The organism is Maritimimonas sp. 2405UD52-3, from assembly GCF_056591715.1.
Genome location: NZ_JBWQOL010000002.1, coordinates 36401 through 52293, shown reverse-complemented (window position 1 = coordinate 52293; position 15893 = coordinate 36401). Strand labels below are relative to the sequence as shown.

16 protein-coding genes are annotated in these 15893 nt (G+C 33.8%); 4 read left to right on the top strand and 12 right to left on the bottom strand.

What is annotated here, in order from left to right:
- The 9 genes from AC1EU5_RS04355 to AC1EU5_RS04315 all read right to left on the bottom strand — a co-directional run bounded on the left by AC1EU5_RS04355 (position 1) and on the right by AC1EU5_RS04315 (position 8142).
- Positions 1 to 438, bottom strand: a complete 438-nt coding sequence (locus tag AC1EU5_RS04355) for an NUDIX hydrolase (RefSeq protein ID WP_480191139.1) — start codon at positions 436 to 438, stop codon at positions 1 to 3.
- 46 nt (positions 439 to 484) lie between these two features.
- Positions 485 to 952, bottom strand: a complete 468-nt coding sequence (locus AC1EU5_RS04350; protein WP_480191138.1) for a hypothetical protein — start codon at positions 950 to 952, stop codon at positions 485 to 487.
- 76 nt (positions 953 to 1028) lie between these two features.
- Positions 1029 to 1415 carry a DoxX family membrane protein gene (locus AC1EU5_RS04345; protein ID WP_480191137.1) on the bottom strand — a complete coding sequence of 129 codons (387 nt, stop codon included), beginning with the start codon at positions 1413 to 1415 and terminating at the stop codon, positions 1029 to 1031.
- 127 nt (positions 1416 to 1542) lie between these two features.
- Positions 1543 to 3078 carry an amidohydrolase family protein gene (locus AC1EU5_RS04340; RefSeq protein ID WP_480191829.1) on the bottom strand — a complete coding sequence of 512 codons (1536 nt, stop codon included), beginning with the start codon at positions 3076 to 3078 and terminating at the stop codon, positions 1543 to 1545.
- 60 nt (positions 3079 to 3138) lie between these two features.
- Positions 3139 to 3498: a cupin domain-containing protein gene (locus AC1EU5_RS04335; protein WP_480191136.1), complete on the bottom strand. Its 360-nt coding sequence runs from the start codon at positions 3496 to 3498 to the stop codon at positions 3139 to 3141.
- Positions 3499 to 3549: 51 nt separating this feature from the next.
- Complete coding sequence (locus tag AC1EU5_RS04330; RefSeq protein ID WP_480191135.1) at positions 3550 to 3834, bottom strand: hypothetical protein; 285 nt, start codon at positions 3832 to 3834, stop codon at positions 3550 to 3552.
- A gap of 262 nt (positions 3835 to 4096) precedes the next feature.
- The gene (locus AC1EU5_RS04325; protein WP_480191134.1) at positions 4097 to 4888 is read right to left on the bottom strand and encodes a DUF1295 domain-containing protein; all 792 of its coding nucleotides are present in this window, start codon (positions 4886 to 4888) and stop codon (positions 4097 to 4099) included.
- Between the two features lie 82 nt (positions 4889 to 4970).
- A complete protein-coding gene (locus AC1EU5_RS04320; protein WP_480191133.1) occupies positions 4971 to 5741 on the bottom strand; it encodes a hypothetical protein in 771 nt (256 codons plus the stop codon).
- Positions 5742 to 5880: 139 nt separating this feature from the next.
- Positions 5881 to 8142, bottom strand: a complete 2262-nt coding sequence (locus AC1EU5_RS04315) for a transglycosylase domain-containing protein (protein ID WP_480191132.1) — start codon at positions 8140 to 8142, stop codon at positions 5881 to 5883.
- Positions 8143 to 8295: 153 nt separating this feature from the next.
- Here AC1EU5_RS04315 and AC1EU5_RS04310 point away from each other — a divergent pair, with 153 nt between their 5' ends.
- On the top strand, positions 8296 to 8811 hold the full coding sequence (locus tag AC1EU5_RS04310) for a DUF2892 domain-containing protein (RefSeq protein WP_480191131.1): 516 nt from the start codon (positions 8296 to 8298) through the stop codon (positions 8809 to 8811).
- Positions 8812 to 8885: 74 nt separating this feature from the next.
- Here the strand turns inward: AC1EU5_RS04310 and AC1EU5_RS04305 are convergent, their stop codons facing one another.
- Positions 8886 to 9137, bottom strand: a complete 252-nt coding sequence (locus AC1EU5_RS04305) for a type B 50S ribosomal protein L31 (RefSeq protein WP_480191130.1) — start codon at positions 9135 to 9137, stop codon at positions 8886 to 8888.
- Between the two features lie 133 nt (positions 9138 to 9270).
- Between AC1EU5_RS04305 and AC1EU5_RS04300 the strand changes: the two genes are divergently transcribed.
- Together AC1EU5_RS04300 and AC1EU5_RS04295 are read left to right on the top strand one after the other, a co-directional pair.
- Entirely contained in the window at positions 9271 to 10284 is a 1014-nt protein-coding gene (locus AC1EU5_RS04300) for a glutaminyl-peptide cyclotransferase (protein ID WP_480191129.1), read from the top strand.
- 17 nt (positions 10285 to 10301) lie between these two features.
- A complete protein-coding gene (locus tag AC1EU5_RS04295; protein WP_480191128.1) occupies positions 10302 to 11825 on the top strand; it encodes a hypothetical protein in 1524 nt (507 codons plus the stop codon).
- Between the two features lie 63 nt (positions 11826 to 11888).
- Here AC1EU5_RS04295 and yidC read toward each other — a convergent pair whose 3' ends face one another.
- On the bottom strand, positions 11889 to 13799 hold the full coding sequence (gene yidC, locus AC1EU5_RS04290; RefSeq protein ID WP_480191127.1) for a membrane protein insertase YidC: 1911 nt from the start codon (positions 13797 to 13799) through the stop codon (positions 11889 to 11891).
- A 298-nt stretch (positions 13800 to 14097) separates the two neighbouring features.
- Between yidC and AC1EU5_RS04285 the strand changes: the two genes are divergently transcribed.
- Positions 14098 to 14979 (top strand): porin family protein, encoded by an 882-nt coding sequence (locus tag AC1EU5_RS04285; RefSeq protein ID WP_480191126.1) that lies wholly within the window; start codon positions 14098 to 14100, stop codon positions 14977 to 14979.
- Between the two features lie 5 nt (positions 14980 to 14984).
- Here the strand turns inward: AC1EU5_RS04285 and AC1EU5_RS04280 are convergent, their stop codons facing one another.
- On the bottom strand, positions 14985 to 15893 hold the full coding sequence (locus tag AC1EU5_RS04280) for an ATP-grasp domain-containing protein (protein WP_480191125.1): 909 nt from the start codon (positions 15891 to 15893) through the stop codon (positions 14985 to 14987).

The following is a 15893-nucleotide window of genomic DNA, read 5'->3' as shown; positions in this document are numbered from 1 at the left end:
CTAAAGTAACTTACACAATTGTAAGGCTTTGTAGTAAGCTTTACCTCTAAAGCCAATGTCAAAATTAGTGAGTTCAGAAGGTCTGATCCACAGCAGTTCTTCAAACTCATCGTCCTGAGGTATTAACTTCATAGCATCGTTATAAGTTATCTTTACAACAGAAAGTCGTTGACCTTTATAAATATAATAGGGGTCTTCAGGTGGGTATACATATTCTACGGTTTCTTCACAGAGATAATCTATATGATCATCTTGCAAATCAAGACCTAACTCTTCACTGAGTTCCCGTTTTACACCTGCTAAGGCATTTTCACCTGGATCTAATCCCCCTTGAGGGAATTTATAACCACCATCCCGCGGTGATGAGCCAATAAGCACTTGGTTTTGCTCATTAACAATCACTGCCATCACTGCTATGCGAAATGTATCTTTCGTCATAACACAAAAATAGTACTAAATTTAGTATAAGATGTCGTTTGAACTTTTACAGTACAGAAAGTTGTACTTCTTCCTCAAACTTTTTTCTGTTATCACTTACAATTCGTAGCGTTGGAATTTTAGATAAACGTTCAACTATTTGTTGAACATCAATTAAGAAGTCACTTAATATGTTTTCTATAAGCTTTGAACCTTTATCCTTATTGTTTTGTGGATAGGTATCAGCAAGAAAGGCAAAATCTCTAACATCTGGTTCTAGATGTTTTCCGAGTACAAATGCTTGATATAATTTTGAGTAAATACCTAGTTTTCTTTCTTTAGTCTTTGAAATTGATCGTACCTGCACCAATAGGTCTAATCTTTTTTCAAACGCTTTTTTACCGTTTAAACCAAGGGCATCAATAGTTTGACTGCTTTTTACACCTAGGCGTTTAATAAGGTATTTAATAACTAAGTTATCAATTTTATAGGTAGAGAGGTAAAATTCCTCCTGAATTTCCTTTAATATATTCATAGCATTTTTATAAAGGGGTTTCAAGTACTTTCAAAAATAATGGAAAAACGGTATTGATATAAGTTAAATTAACCAATTACAGGTTTTCACCTATAATTGGTATACTTTTTCTATTAATTAGTAATGTAATGAGTGAAAGCACAAAAACTACAACGGCCATGCCGAATAAAGTACCTCCATCACCATTGATTTCTATACCTAATTTGGTTAAATGCATAAAAATAGCACCAGATATAATACCAACCGTTAAAGCGGCACCTACCCATGCAGTCCTAGGGATTAGTATTAGAATTGCGGCTATAAGCTCAGCAATACCAGAACCTATTCTTCCAGCATCACCTAATCCTGTTTTTTCAAAGATATAAAGACTATCAGGGTGCCCGCCAAATTTAAAATAGAGTGTCTGCAGTAAAATAGCTGCTACTATAATACGAATGACTAGAGGAAAATATTTTTTGATCATTATTTAAGCTTTTAAGTTGCAGTTTTAGACGACTTAAATAAAAATCATTACAAACTAGTGTTGTTTTATGAAACAAATTGAAATGTTTTGTCACCCTTTAGACTGCGCTCAAGGAGACAAAACTATTTTAGTCTTTGATACCGGGCTGTAAGATTTTAAAATTTTCTTTTTTCTTGGCTTCATCAACCTGTCTTTTGACATCTTTCAATAATTTTTTAGCATCATAAATAATACCATCTTTAATGGTATACTTCACGCCTCCAACACGTACCACTTTATTGTCTTCTGTAAGTTTTATAGCCCCTGTACCATATAATGCCTTTAGATTTACCAAAGGGTTTTCTTCTACAATTACAAAATCTGCAAGTTTTCCTATTTGCACAGAACCAATTTTATTATCCATTTTTAATGCTTCAGCACCATTTAAGGTTGCTGCTCTAATTACTTCTAAAGGATGAAAACCAGCTTCTCGTAACAATTCCAACTCTCTGATATAGGCGAAACCATACAATTGAAAAATAAACCCTGAATCAGATCCTGCAGTCACTCGCCCGCCTCTGTTTTTGTATTCATTTATGAATGTCATCCATAAACTATAATTCTTTTTCCAGGCAATCTCCTGTTCTGTTCCCCAGTAATGCCAATAAGAACCATGTGAAATTTTACTAGGTTGATAAAACTTCCATAAAGAAGGTAGTGTATACTCTTCATGCCATTCTGCGCGTCTTGCTCTTTGTAGGTCTCTACTGGCTTCATAGATATTAAAAGTTGGGTCAAGAGTAAAATCAAGTTCTAGTAATTCATTCATTACCTTATTCCAGTGTTCAGAATAAGGTTTTGCAGCTTGTTGCCATAGTTTACCAGCTTCTTCAAAACGATGTTGCTCGTTATTATAATTATAATCTAAAGGGTAATGTTGTACTGTTTTATCATCAAATAGGGCTTCTGGCAATCCATACCAGTGTTCCATGGTGGTTAAGCCTGCTCTGGCAGAATTCAATACATTCCAACGAGCTACACTCATTTGTGCATGGTGACATGCTGATCCTAAACCTAGTTTTTTGTTTTCATCTAATGCAGCTTTCATAATTTCAGGTTCTGCACCAAAAAATTTAATACCGTCTGCACCTTTTTTTGCATTATTTCGTACCCACTCGCGTGCTTCTGCAGGAGTACTTATGGGTTTTTTACTGCCTTGCCCAAAACCCGTGTATGCAATAACTCTTGGTGCTATAATTTCATTTCTCTCGCTTTTCTTTTTTAAATCAAGCGCCCAGTCAATATCTCTGCCACTGGGTTCACGTACAGTGGTAATGCCATGTGCCATCCATAATTTAAAAACATAATCAGAGTCAGCTCCTTGAGGAACGCCACCAATATGCCCATGCATATCTACAAACCCTGGTAAGAGATACATACCTGTGGCATCCAATTCTTTTCCGCCAGATTTTAATTTTGGACGTTTACTCTCATCAATTTTAACTCCGGGATATCCAACAACTTTAATGTCTTTTATAATATTATTTTCAACTACAATATCAACAGGACTGATCGGTGGGGCACCATTACCATTAATAAGTGTTACTCCGCGAATGATTAATTGTGGAAAAGGCCCCTCGCTAAATGATGTGGTATCACTATTTTGGCCTTGAATTGAAACCATAACAAGTAAGAAAGAGAATAAAACGGTTAAAGTTCTGATGTTATTTTTCATTGTTTACTACTAAATTTTATCAAATGATTCTTTGGTATACTTATGTTGAACGTCGCCGGTATGTTTAATATTTGAAGGTTCAAATAGCAATACCCATACTTCTTCTTTGGCAATAGGTTTATGTTCTACACCTTTTGGAATAATAAGCATTTCTCCTTCGGAAAGTGTTATGATTTTATCGCGAAACTCAAGTTGAAGTTCACCTTTAATGATATAAAACAGTTCGTCTTCATCTTGATGGTCATGCCATACAAATTCTCCTTTTAATTTGGCAAGTTTTACATCTTGCCCGTTTAGCTGCCCAATAATCTTAGGGCTCCAATGTTCTGTAAATAGCGAAAATTTGTTGTTGATATTGACTGCTTCCAAGGGATTGATTGTATAAGAACTCTAAAGATACTTATTTTCAGGAACTATAAACTAAAGGCTATCTATCCACTTAATAATATCTTTATTCTTTTCCTTAATTAGTAGCCATTGATGAGGTGTATGCTCCTTGCCAAATTGAGCTTGCCATTTCTTGTAGTAATCATAAGGATCATGTTCTTTCTTACTCAGTAATTCAACCTTTGTACTCAAGATATATGTGGTATAACGTTCAGCGCCACAAACAGTACAAACGCTACGATCCGTCTTGCTTAAAAGGAGTAAAGCGGCAAGTAGACTAAAAAAAAGAACTGTGACTATTTTATGGTTGGTTTTCACTAATAAAAATTTAAATAAAATAAGAATAGAGTTAAGTATACAAGTAAATAAAATCGATAAAAATTTCTTGCCTTAATATATTCTTTGTTTTCTGGGTACAGATTGCCAAACAACCCTTTTAACTCTTTAATAAATAGGGGTTTTATATTAATACTCCAGTGGTCAGTTTCATACACAATTTTTCTAAAATTGCTTCTGTAGTAGGTGAGTGGAAGTCCCCAAATTATAAATAACAATAACCATATATTGTTTTGAATCCAACTCATTTTTTTGGTTTTTTTGGAAACCAAGGGAAAAATGCACTGGTTCTTTCTATGTATGCTTTATAGGCTGGTTTTCTGTCTTTAATGGTTCGTTCCAATAATGCAACTCCTGAAATTTTGAGTATTAGTACAGTCATTAATAACGAGCTAAATAATGGAATATAACTTCCGGCTGCAACAGCAAATAAACCAAATGACCACCAAACTGTTGCATCGCCAAAATAATTAGGGTGTCTGGTATATTTCCAAAAACCGGTTTGCAAAACTTTCCCTTTATTGTTGGGATTAGATTTAAACTTAGCTAATTGATAATCACCACCCGCTTCAAAGATAAAACCGACTAGCCAAACTATGATAGCTATTATATCTATAATATTTAATGAAGTATCAGTTTTATAATGCATAGCTGCTAACAATGGAGCAGAAATAAGCCAACATAAAAGACCTTGCAATACAAAGACCTGAAAAAAACTAAACCACCAATAACGTTTTACTCCATAGTCTTTACGGAACTGCTGATATCTATAATCTTCTCCTTTACCCCAATTACGCCAGGTAATGTAAATAGACAATCGTAGACCCCATATGATTACTAAGAATAAGACTAGTTGTTTTCTAAGTTCAAAACCATTAGTTTGTATAAAATAAACGAATGCTGCAATGATGAAGCCAATGCTCCAAAAGGAGTCTACAATACTTACATTTTTTATGAATATACTTATAAGCCAAACTATGGTCATAAGAGAAAGGATTGCCAACAACCCTTGAAAAAAAATGAATATGAAATCCATTAAAGCTTGCGTTTAAATACATAAAAAAACCCGTAGCTTTTACACTACGGATTCTCAAACTTAAACTCTAAATTTTGGTAACTTAATCTTCGCTACCATCTGCAACATTATTCTGGAATATTGCTTCTTTACTACTTAGGGTAAACGCAAATTTACCGTCAAATAGTATTTTTACTAACTCTTTATTATCATCCACCCAGTAATAAGCATCTTTCATGCCTTTACCTTGGTGTACAAATTTGTGTAATTCTTTTTCTTCACCATCAATGAACTCTTTATGCTTACCTAAATAGTTAACTGTTTGGTTTTTCTTCACATAAAGCTTCGTTTCATCTAATGAATTGAACTTAAAAGTACCTTCTTTCTCAAATTTTAGATTAGGAACAATTGCTAAAATATTAAATGATGGAATTGTTCTTTCTGGCATTCTAATCATTGCATGATGCTTAGAAGGAATAAATTCTTTCACTTCAGGATCAGGACTCATTTTATGTTTAAAGTCACCTTTAAAAGCCCAAAATGAAGCTTTGTTCTTTGTTTTTACACGCTCACCTGAAAAATTAACAGGAGCCATATTGGAATCAATAGTACCATCAAATACCATTCCGGTAGCTTCTAACATTTTATCTGAATCACAGGTTGTGCTTAAGTTAAAATCTAATACCTCATTGGCAAAGTTAGCATCAACAGTAGTATTGATAACAGTATTGCCTTTATCATCTTTTGTAGTTTCAATGCTAATATAGCCTTGACCAAATGCTGATTTATAATACTTTACAGAATCCTTTTCACTATAAAAGGATAGCGCGATAAAACAGCAAGCAATTAAAAAATAGGGGAGTTTTCTTACCATAACAAGTCATTTTTTACTAGTAAAATTGTTAAACTTTTTCTTTAAAATAAATAGTAATTTAATTCAAAGATATTATTTTCCTTAACAATATAACAATTTAGCTAGTAAAATTCCTACCCCCAGAGGCACAAAAAAAACGTTAATTCGATTTTTTCTGCGCTCTTTTTTGCCTTCTCTCTTCTCTTTTTAGTCTTCTTCTGGCTTTTCGTTCAGCACGACGTTGTTCTTTTTCCAGTGTTGTATTTTGTCCTTTAAAAATATTTTCAAAAAACTTTTCTAGTCCGGTTACTTCTATATAATCAGGGCAGTAAATGGTGTCTTGAAATATTTCAGTAACAGGATTAAATTTTGTAAAATAAGTTTTTTTGATCCAATTAGTACGCTGCACAGTCTGAAGCATCTTAGCAACTAATGGTAAAGCCAGCTTACTACCAGACCCATTTGAACCTGTATTAAATTTAATTAGTGGAGAGGAAGCACCTACACGTGTTACCATTACTAAATTAGGATTGTAAGAAGCAAACCAGGCATCTGCATAATCTTGTGATGTTCCTGTTTTTCCAGCTAGGGGCAATGAAATACCATAAGTGCTTCTTAAGGACACACCTGTACCTTCATTAATAGCTTTCTGTAATATTGCATTCATTGAGTTTGCTGATTGCTCACTAAGTACTTTGTTATTACTCCTCAGTAATTTATTATAGTAGATTACCTCACCATCCGATGTTTTTATTGATAAAATAGTTTGAGGTTTTACTTTATAACCACTATTTGCAAAAGCGGCATAGGCAATTGCTAATTCATAAATACTAGCGGTTGAAGTACCTAGGGCTATAGATGGTTTGTTTATCAGTTCTTGAGAAAAACCCATTTTTTTCCAAACGTTATTCAAACTAGAATACGGAGTTTCTAAGAATAAATTTACTGTGGGAATGTTCATTGACTTTGCCAAAGAAGCGGCCATTGTATATTTTCCGCCGATGGACCTATTATAGTTTTGTGGTTCCCAATTATCAAAATCAGTCAAGACTAATCGTTCATTATCTAAATACTCACAAGGGTCTTTACCTGCTTCTAAAGCTGTGGCATATAATATAGGTTTAAAGGTTGAAGCAATTTGACGTTGAGCAAATATCTGATCATAAGGTTGCGTTCTATAATCTATACCACCTACCCAAGTTTTTATAGCCCCATTCCTCGGGTCCATAGCTAAAAATCCGGCATGTAATAAAGTCATGGTCTGCCGCAAGCTATCTTTTACAGAGATAGAATCGGTATAAAAACCGTTCCAACCGAAAACCTCCCTATTTTTCTTTTCATTTGCCGTTTTGGTCAATTTTAAACGCTTCAATTCTTTAGTAACTAAATTATTTAGGGCAGTTCTACTGGTACCACTTCTATATTGTTTTCTAAGCCGGTCTTGCATCACACTCAAATGACTTTTATAAGCTCTTAATGCATAGGTCTGTAGATTGAGGTTTAGGGTGGTTTTTATAGTAAGTCCACTATTTTCTATAGAATAATCAGTACCATTTTTTTTGTTATAAGCTTCTAGTATTTCATTAACGTCATCCTTTACCTGCACTAAGAAATAATTGGCAGGCCCTTCTGATTCTAAATTGGCATAATCAAGAGTAAGTTTTATATTCTGAAGCGAATCTTTTTCTGTGGCTGTCAGGTATTGGTACTTTTCCATTTGACCGAGCACCACATTTCTCCGTTGTACGGCATTTTCTGGATATAACCTTGGATTATAATAGGTGTTGGCTTTTAACATTCCAATTAAAACAGCGCCTTCTTCAACTTTCAATTTTTCAACAGGTTTGTTAAAAAAACGTCTGGAGGCAGCTTCAATGCCCAACACATTTTCCCCAAAAGGAACAGTATTAAGGTATAGTGTTAAAATATCTTCTTTACTATAAATATCTTCAAGCTTTCTTGCTAAAAAGACCTCTTTGGTTTTATTGACAGGCATTGTCAAGAAACCATGACTCTTACGCCCATACATATTTTTGGCAAGCTGTTGATCTATAGTACTACCGCCACCCGCATTTTTTTGATTTAGCAAAATTGTTTTGAATAGTACACGTAGTAGGCTACGTGAATCTACTCCTTTATGTTCAAAATAGCGTGCATCTTCTGTAGCTACTAATGCATTGATAAGGTGTTTAGGTATCTTATCATAGTTTACATTGGTTCTGTTTTCGGCATAAAATTTTCCAATGATAACACCTTCTTCAGATAAGACCAGTGTAGCCGTTTGATTTTTGAAAGATTTTAGTTCTTCTTCGGTATAGAGTTCACCAAAAACACCATAATAAACGGAGGCTATAAATGCACCTAATAGCAATACACCAATAAAAACAAGAATGAGAAGATATTTAAGTATTCTCTTAAACATAAAGGGGAGGGTTAAAATCGTAGATTTTAAACGTTTAAAGAATAAAGATAGTATATTCTAGACTGAACTTTTTATCAACAGATGAATAGCCTTGTAAATTGTCATTAAGCCAAAATCATTTTGTAAATTGCGCCTTCAAAATTTAGGATATAAATGTTTAATAAAAATATTAAGTTAGTTATAGCAGTACTGGTATTTGCATGGGCAATTTATCAGTTTGTAGAAGGAAATATTGGTAATGGAATTTCACTGGTTTTATTGGCTGGAATTTTTGTGTTCTTCTATTTTAAGAATGAATTTATCTTATTAGCTTTTTTGAAGATGCGAAGACAGGATTTTGCAGGCGCATCTAAATGGTTATCATATATTAAAAACCCGAGCGCCGCTTTGATAAAAAAACAGGAAGGTTATTATAATTTTTTGCAAGGTATTATGCTTTCGCAAACCAACTTAACACAGGCCGAAAAGTATTTTAAAAGAGCTATTGGTTTGGGATTATCTATGCATCATGATTTGGCAATGGCAAAATTACAATTGGCTGGTATAGCCATGACCAAGCGTAGAAAGCGTGAAGCTACTAATTTAATTGCCGAAGCTAAGAAATTAGATAAGCATGGTGTGCTGAAAGAGCAGATTCAGATGATGAAGCAACAAATGAAGAAAATATAATTTTTACAATAGATTTAAATAAAAAAACCTCGGAATGAAAATTCCGAGGTTTTTTATTGTTCTTTAGACTGAAATTACTTTTTGAACTTAGCGTATTTGTTCTTGAACTTATCAATACGGCCTGCGGTATCAACTAATTTCACTTTACCAGTATAATAAGGATGAGATGTTCTTGAAATTTCTAACTTAACCAATGGGTATTCAACACCTTCAACCTCAATCGTTTCTTTTGTTTCAGCAGTAGACTTTGTTAAAAATACATCATCATTAGACATATCTTTAAAAGCTACCATTCTGTAATTTTCTGGATGAATTCCTTTTCTCATCGTAAAACTTTTTTTAATTGTTAAATTATAGTCTTTATATGACTAAAAATCTACCTCTCGGTTTTGAGAGTGCAAATTTAATACTATTTTTGAAAATTCAAACAATTAAAATACTTTTTGAATAAAAAAACGTATGAATCTTAAAACACTCATGGTTTTAGCGGTTTCGGCAGTTCTTTTTACCGCTTGTGGTGATGGATATAAGTTATCACTTGTTTCACCAAAAAATATTCAGATCAATCAAAAGCTTAGTCTAAATGTTGTTGAAAAAAACAATAAGATAATAGATTCTGTTTTGTATTATTTGGATGGTAAGAGAATCACCAATGAAGGTATAGATATATCTAATATGCGCTTAGGTAAACATGCTGTTACGGCTACAGTATTCTTTAATAATACACAAAAACAACTAATAAATACGGTTCATTTTCTGGCTTCTAAAGCCCCAGAGATTTATGACTTTGAAATCATAAATGAATTTCCACATGACAAGAATGCATTTACACAAGGTTTAGAGTTTCACAATGGTTTTTTATATGAGAGTACTGGACAATATGGGAAATCTTCTCTTAGAAAAGTAAATCTGGAAACCGGTGAGGTACTTCAAAAGAAAGATTTAAACAGAAAATATTTTGGTGAAGGAATGACTATTTATGATGATAAGATCTTTATGCTTACTTGGCAAAGTAAGAAGGGTTTTGTATTTGACTTAGATTCTTTTGATGAAGAAAAAGAATTTTTTTACGCTCAAAGTAAAGAAGGATGGGGACTTTCACATTCAGCCGACAAACTTATTAAAACAGACGGAACTGAGCGTGTATGGTTTTTAGATCCCAATACTCAGAAAGAAGATTCGTTTGTTGAGGCTTACACGCATGATAGAAAAGTAGATAAGCTAAATGAGATTGAATATATTAACGGAAAAGTCTATGCCAATAAGTGGCAACAAAATAGTATTTTAATTATAAACCCAGGGAATGGTACAGTTGAAGGAATTGTAGATTTAAAAGGTCTACAACCTAAAGCCGGCCAAAAAGGATCAGATAATGTATTAAATGGTATAGCTTACGATGCTGATAATGATCGCCTATTTGTTACGGGTAAAAACTGGAATAAAGTTTTTGAAATTAAATTGAAGAAAAAATAATTTACATTTAAATTCTTATGAGATTTCTTCAATTCGTTAGTATTATTGTATTACTAATATCTATTGGTTCTTGCCGTAAGGATTTTGACACTATTGGCAGTAGCGGTAACCTCACTTTTTCTAGAGATACCGTTTTTTTAGATACTGTTTTCACCAATATTGGATCAAGCACAAGAAGTTTTAAAGTGTATAATAGGGGTAATGATGCTATTACCATTCCTACCATTACGTTAGGTAGGGGAGAAGATTCTTTTTACCGACTTAATGTAGATGGCGTTTCAGGAAAATCATTTGAAAATATAGATATCCTTGCTAAAGATAGCATTTTTGTCTTTGTAGAAGCTACCATAGATTTTGAACAAGTGAGTAATCCCATTTATACAGATTCGGTAGTTTTTGATGCGGGTGCAAATCTTCAAGATGTAGATCTCGTTACACTGGTACAAGATGCCCATTTTTGGTTTCCAAGGCAACTCTCACAAACCGTAAGAGAAACAATATTTTTAGGGCTTGATGAAGAAGGAAACGAACTCTCTGTTAGTGGTTTTTTGTTAGATGACGATACTACATGGCAAAGTGATAAACCACATGTAGTTTATGGCTATGTAGCTGTCCCGCAAGGAAAAACATTAACTATAGAGGCGGGTGCTACGGTAAACTTTCATGCAGATTCTGGAATCTTGGTTCAAGAAGGAGGATCCTTAAAGGTTAACGGAATACTTGAAAATGAAGTATTGTTTGAAGGCGATCGTTTAGAACCTGAGTTTTCAGAAGTGCCTGGTCAATGGGGAACTATATGGTTGCGATCCGGTAGTGTAAATAATGAAATTGATTATGCTATTATAAAAAATGGTATCGTTGGATTACTGGTTGATAATAATGTAAATTCTAACCCTACACTATTCGTTACTAATACTCAAATCTATAATACATCTAATCATGGTATCTTAGGACGCGCTACCAATATAAATGGCGAAAATTTAGTAATAGGTAATAATGGGCAATCAAGTGTGGCCTGCACCGCAGGTGGAATCTACAATTTTACTCATTGTACATTTGCTAATTATTGGAGTTCCAACTTTAGACAGTTACCTACTTTATTGCTTAATAACTTTTTCATTACTATTGAAAATGGAAATGAAGTAGCTAATTTAGTTGATTTGCAGGAAGCTAATTTTACCAATTGTATCATAGATGGTAATCAAAATGTAGAGTTTGTTTTAGATAGATTAGATGGAGCAGACTTTAATTTTAAGCTATCTCATTCTTTACTTAGGTTCAATACCAGCAGTCAGGATCTATTGAGTAATCCATTATATGATTTTACGAACACATCATTGTATGAAAATATCATTAGAAATGGAATACCGGATTATAGAGACATTGACACCAATAATTTTATTATTGGTGAAGAGTCAGGAGCTATAGGAAATGCTTCTTTAGATGGTGCTCTAGCGGTTCCATTAGACATTTTGAATGTTGATAGAATTGCTTCTCCAGACATAGGTGCTTATCAACATATCATTTTTGACGATCTTTAAAACAATAAAAAAACCGAAGCTTAACTTCGTTTTTTTATTGTTTTATAATAAAGTAGAGATAGCCTATTTCCTCTTAGATTTTTGTTGAGCTGCTTGTTGAGCTTGAGCTTGCTTCATAGCATCATCTAACCGTTGTCTAAATTTACTTTTCTTCTTTTCTGGGCGTGCTTTGTTTTCTTCTATCTGAGCATGAATTTTTTGTTCATCAATTACATAGTTCTTGATAACGAACATAATGGCAATGGTCAACAAGTTTGAAATAAAGTAATATAAACTTAACCCACTGGCATAATTATTAAAGAAAACCAACATTAATAATGGTGAAAAATACATCATCATTTTCATCATCTGGCCCATATCTGGCATACCTTCTTGTGCAGGTGGTGTCATATTTGCCTGTTGACTTTGGGTCATACGCATATAGAAAAAGATAGCAATGGAAGCCAGAATAGGGAATAAACTTATGTGGTCTCCATAAAAAGGAATTTTAAAAGGCAGTTTGGCAATAGTATCATATGATGATAGGTCATTTGCCCATAAGAATCCTTTTTGACGTAAATCTATAGCAGACGGAAAAAATTTGAATAGGGCAAAGAAAATAGGCATTTGTATCAATGCCGGGATACACCCTGCCAAGGGACTTACACCAGCTTTGCGTTGCAATGCCATTGTTTCCTGCTGACGTTTCATAGCATTCTCCTTACCAGGATATTTGTCATTAATAGCCTGCATTTCAGGTCGCAGCACTTTCATTCTAGCACTTGATAAGTATGACTTATAAACAACAGGAGACATTAAAATGCGTACTACAATAGTCATCAAGATGATTAGTAATCCATAGTTTCCGATAAATCCACTTAAAAAATTGAATACAGGCACAAAAACTACGCGGTTGATAAAGCCGAAAATACCCCAGCCTAAATCTACAGACTCATCTAGATCAGTACCCTTATATTGTTTTAAGGTATCATAATCGCTAGGTCCGTAGTACATATTCATAGCGTAGTTCAGCTCACCACTTTTCATATCCAGTGGAGCCTGCATGGTAAATTTTCTACCATAAATGGTGTCTATATCTTCATCTTCAACGAGTTCTTTTGAAGATATTTTTGCTGTACTAAAAGGCGTATCTGTTTTTAGAATGGAGGTGAAAAAATGTTGCTTATAAGCTACCCAATCAACATCTTCTTCTGTTTCATCATCATCTGTCGAAAGGTAGTCTACATCATTATCAGCTCTAAAATAGTACCAGGTGTACATATTTTCAGCATAATAACTTTTCTCATTTCTATATGATTTTAACTCCCAATCTAAATTCAATGCCTGCGAGGTATTGATAACATTATTTAACCCTTGAGATCTAATGGCAAAATCCATCATATAGTCATCGGGCTTTAACTCATATCTATATTCAAGAAAGCGATTGCCATCTACTTTCAACTTCATTGAAAGTACCTGATTCTCACCATTGGTTGTCAAAGAGGGTTCGAAATATAAATCCTTTGTATTTAAGGTACGATTGTCTGTCGTTCCAAAATTAATATTGAAGGAAGCATTGGAATCCTTTATAAGATACAAAGGCGTTTTTTTCCAGGTTTTATAGTTCTTAAGTTCTACTTCAGAAATCTGTCCACCTTTATTATTAACTTTTATTCGTACAAGGTCATTCTCTAATGTCGTTTCTTGTTCTTTTGCAGATGGTAATGTTGCACTAAAGGCAAATGCACCCAATTGATTTTGAGCATTTGATAATGCTAAAGAATCATTTACTACCTCTCCAACTGTAGTCTCTTTTAAGGAGTCAATCTCTTTAGTAGCTTGTTGTGCTTTTTGAATAGAATCCTGAATTTGCTCTGTCTTTTGTTGTGCTATTTCTTCAGGAGTAGGTTGATTGGTATACAAGTACCACATCATAATGGCACCTAATAATATAAAACCTACAAGGGTATTAACATCGAATTTTTTTTCTTCCATATACTTGCATGCCAACTTGGCATAGAATAATGTTCATTAAGTTGTTAAAAATCAGACAAAGAGTCAAAAAACATTTGCAGATTTTCCTGCGCGAAAGTATGAAAAACTAGCTAATTAGGCTGTATTTATCAATGTTAAATTTACAATGATAGATCTATGTGTTTTTCATTATTTTACACTTGTAAGTTATTGGTCAAATAGTATTCCAAATCTGTTAAATAAGATCATTTTTCGGGTTATATCATACTGACTAAATAATTTTACATACATTTATAGTACTAACATTAAATTTGGTTTTATGAATAAGTTTCTTCTTTCGCTGTTTTTGAGTTTGATTTGTTTTTCTACGTATGCACAATTTTATGTTTCAGGTAGCGGTGGTTATTCCATTGGAGTAGGTAAAAAAACATTAGGCTCAGAAATTACTGCTGCAGGACAAAGTGATTTAAAAGGAAGCTATGGAGAAGGTATACATGCTCAGCTTAGAGGAGGCTATTTGTTTAATGAAAATTGGGCAATTGAATTAGGATTAGGCTATTTACATGGTTCAGATCAAGACGTTGCTAGGGTGTCTGGTGTGCCTACTTTACCAGAGACAGAAATTTTTGCTAGAGGTAGAGCATTTGGAGCTTCTTTATCTGGTATTTATAATATTACGGAAAACATCTATGTTCGAGCGGGTCTGTTAACCAAAATTGGAGGAAGAACTGAGGCGGTTAGTAAAGTTGCTGTTAATGATTTACCCGTACTTCTATTTGACCCTAGTGTTATGGATCCTACGATTGTAGCAGATCTTAATGTGGACTTTACAACAGATTTTCATGGTAAGCTGCCTATTGGAGGTATTGCAGCTGCCGGCTATAAATTTCCTATTGGGGATAATTTAAATTTGTTCGCTGAACTAGAATATATGGGTATTAATGTAACCAGAGATACCTCTGAGTTGGCTGAATTCTCTGCTTCTTTTGGTGGTCAAAATGTAAGTAGAGATCAAGTTGTTGCAGGAATAGAGAGTTTACTTGCTTCACCGGCTACTCCTGATTCTACAAAGGAGTCATTAGCTCGATTTTTACCGTTACTACAGGATGAAGCTAAGTGGGGAGAAGGTGATTTACCTTCTACAGAGGCACCATATTCATCGTTTGGTATTAATTTTGGATTGACATATACATTCAATTAAACTCATTACTTCTGGCTGTTTATATATTTTTTTATGGCTTTGGAGAGCATTTGTGCTGCTTTTGGATAATTTCTAAACCATAATTCTGGCTCTATCAATTCTAACTCAGCTAACGCAATATTGTTGTCATTATCATTAAAAATGTCAACCCTTGCATATAACGGAAGCTCTTTGCATGCTCTAACTGCCTTCTGAGCAAATAAGATTTCTTCTTGTGTTGGATGATATTCATGTACAGATCCACCAAAATCATCTTGCACCCTAAAATCACCTTGTTTGGCAATTTTCAGAACAGCATGCGTATATTCACCACCCATAAGCATAAGAGATTTTTCACCTTCTGTTACAATTTTGTTTTGAAAAGGTTGTAACATCATTGGTTCATTGGAGGTGAGCCCAGCAAATATATCTTCATAAGCCGAGATGTTTTCCTGATTCAATTTATATGTATGACGAGCACCTCCTGAAAAAACCGGTTTTAGCACAGCTTCTGTATAATCATTTTCTTCATGGAGTTGCCCTAGCGATTTTTGATTTCCTTTTTCAATAAAGGTCGTTGGGGCACAGTATATACCTTTGGCTTCTAAATCTTTAAAATAACGTTTGTCAATATTCCAACGGATGATATTTTCAGAATTGATCATTTTGGTTTGTTTTCCTACTCTATTTAGCCAAGATGAGAATTCATTAAATCTATCAAAATAATCCCAGGTGGATCTAAATAGAACATAAGATGTTGTTGACCAGTCAAATTCAGCATCGTCCCACGATAGTCGTGCAACTTTTAATTCTAGTTCTTCTAAAGCATCTTGAACTAATTTATCTTCAAGAAGCACATTACGATTGTAATCATTTATTTCTTTTGGGGTTACATAACGACGATCGGTAAGTATAACTACATCAAAAACTTTCAT

What these genes read in the sequence shown, in the direction of transcription:
- AC1EU5_RS04295 (WP_480191128.1), top strand. Translation starts at nt 10,302, where the DNA reads ATGAGATTTCTTCAATTCGTTAGTATTATTGTATTACTAATATCTATT.
- AC1EU5_RS04285 (WP_480191126.1), top strand. Translation starts at nt 14,098, where the DNA reads ATGAATAAGTTTCTTCTTTCGCTGTTTTTGAGTTTGATTTGTTTTTCT.
- yidC (WP_480191127.1), bottom strand. Translation starts at nt 13,799, where the DNA reads ATGGAAGAAAAAAAATTCGATGTTAATACCCTTGTAGGTTTTATATTA.
- AC1EU5_RS04300 (WP_480191129.1), top strand. Translation starts at nt 9,271, where the DNA reads ATGAATCTTAAAACACTCATGGTTTTAGCGGTTTCGGCAGTTCTTTTT.
- AC1EU5_RS04305 (WP_480191130.1), bottom strand. Translation starts at nt 9,137, where the DNA reads ATGAGAAAAGGAATTCATCCAGAAAATTACAGAATGGTAGCTTTTAAA.
- AC1EU5_RS04345 (WP_480191137.1), bottom strand. Translation starts at nt 1,415, where the DNA reads ATGATCAAAAAATATTTTCCTCTAGTCATTCGTATTATAGTAGCAGCT.
- AC1EU5_RS04355 (WP_480191139.1), bottom strand. Translation starts at nt 438, where the DNA reads ATGACGAAAGATACATTTCGCATAGCAGTGATGGCAGTGATTGTTAAT.
- AC1EU5_RS04280 (WP_480191125.1), bottom strand. Translation starts at nt 15,893, where the DNA reads ATGAAAGTTTTTGATGTAGTTATACTTACCGATCGTCGTTATGTAACC.
- AC1EU5_RS04350 (WP_480191138.1), bottom strand. Translation starts at nt 952, where the DNA reads ATGAATATATTAAAGGAAATTCAGGAGGAATTTTACCTCTCTACCTAT.
- AC1EU5_RS04340 (WP_480191829.1), bottom strand. Translation starts at nt 3,078, where the DNA reads ATGGTTTCAATTCAAGGCCAAAATAGTGATACCACATCATTTAGCGAG.
- AC1EU5_RS04315 (WP_480191132.1), bottom strand. Translation starts at nt 8,142, where the DNA reads ATGTTTAAGAGAATACTTAAATATCTTCTCATTCTTGTTTTTATTGGT.
- AC1EU5_RS04325 (WP_480191134.1), bottom strand. Translation starts at nt 4,888, where the DNA reads ATGGATTTCATATTCATTTTTTTTCAAGGGTTGTTGGCAATCCTTTCT.
- AC1EU5_RS04310 (WP_480191131.1), top strand. Translation starts at nt 8,296, where the DNA reads ATGTTTAATAAAAATATTAAGTTAGTTATAGCAGTACTGGTATTTGCA.
- AC1EU5_RS04320 (WP_480191133.1), bottom strand. Translation starts at nt 5,741, where the DNA reads ATGGTAAGAAAACTCCCCTATTTTTTAATTGCTTGCTGTTTTATCGCG.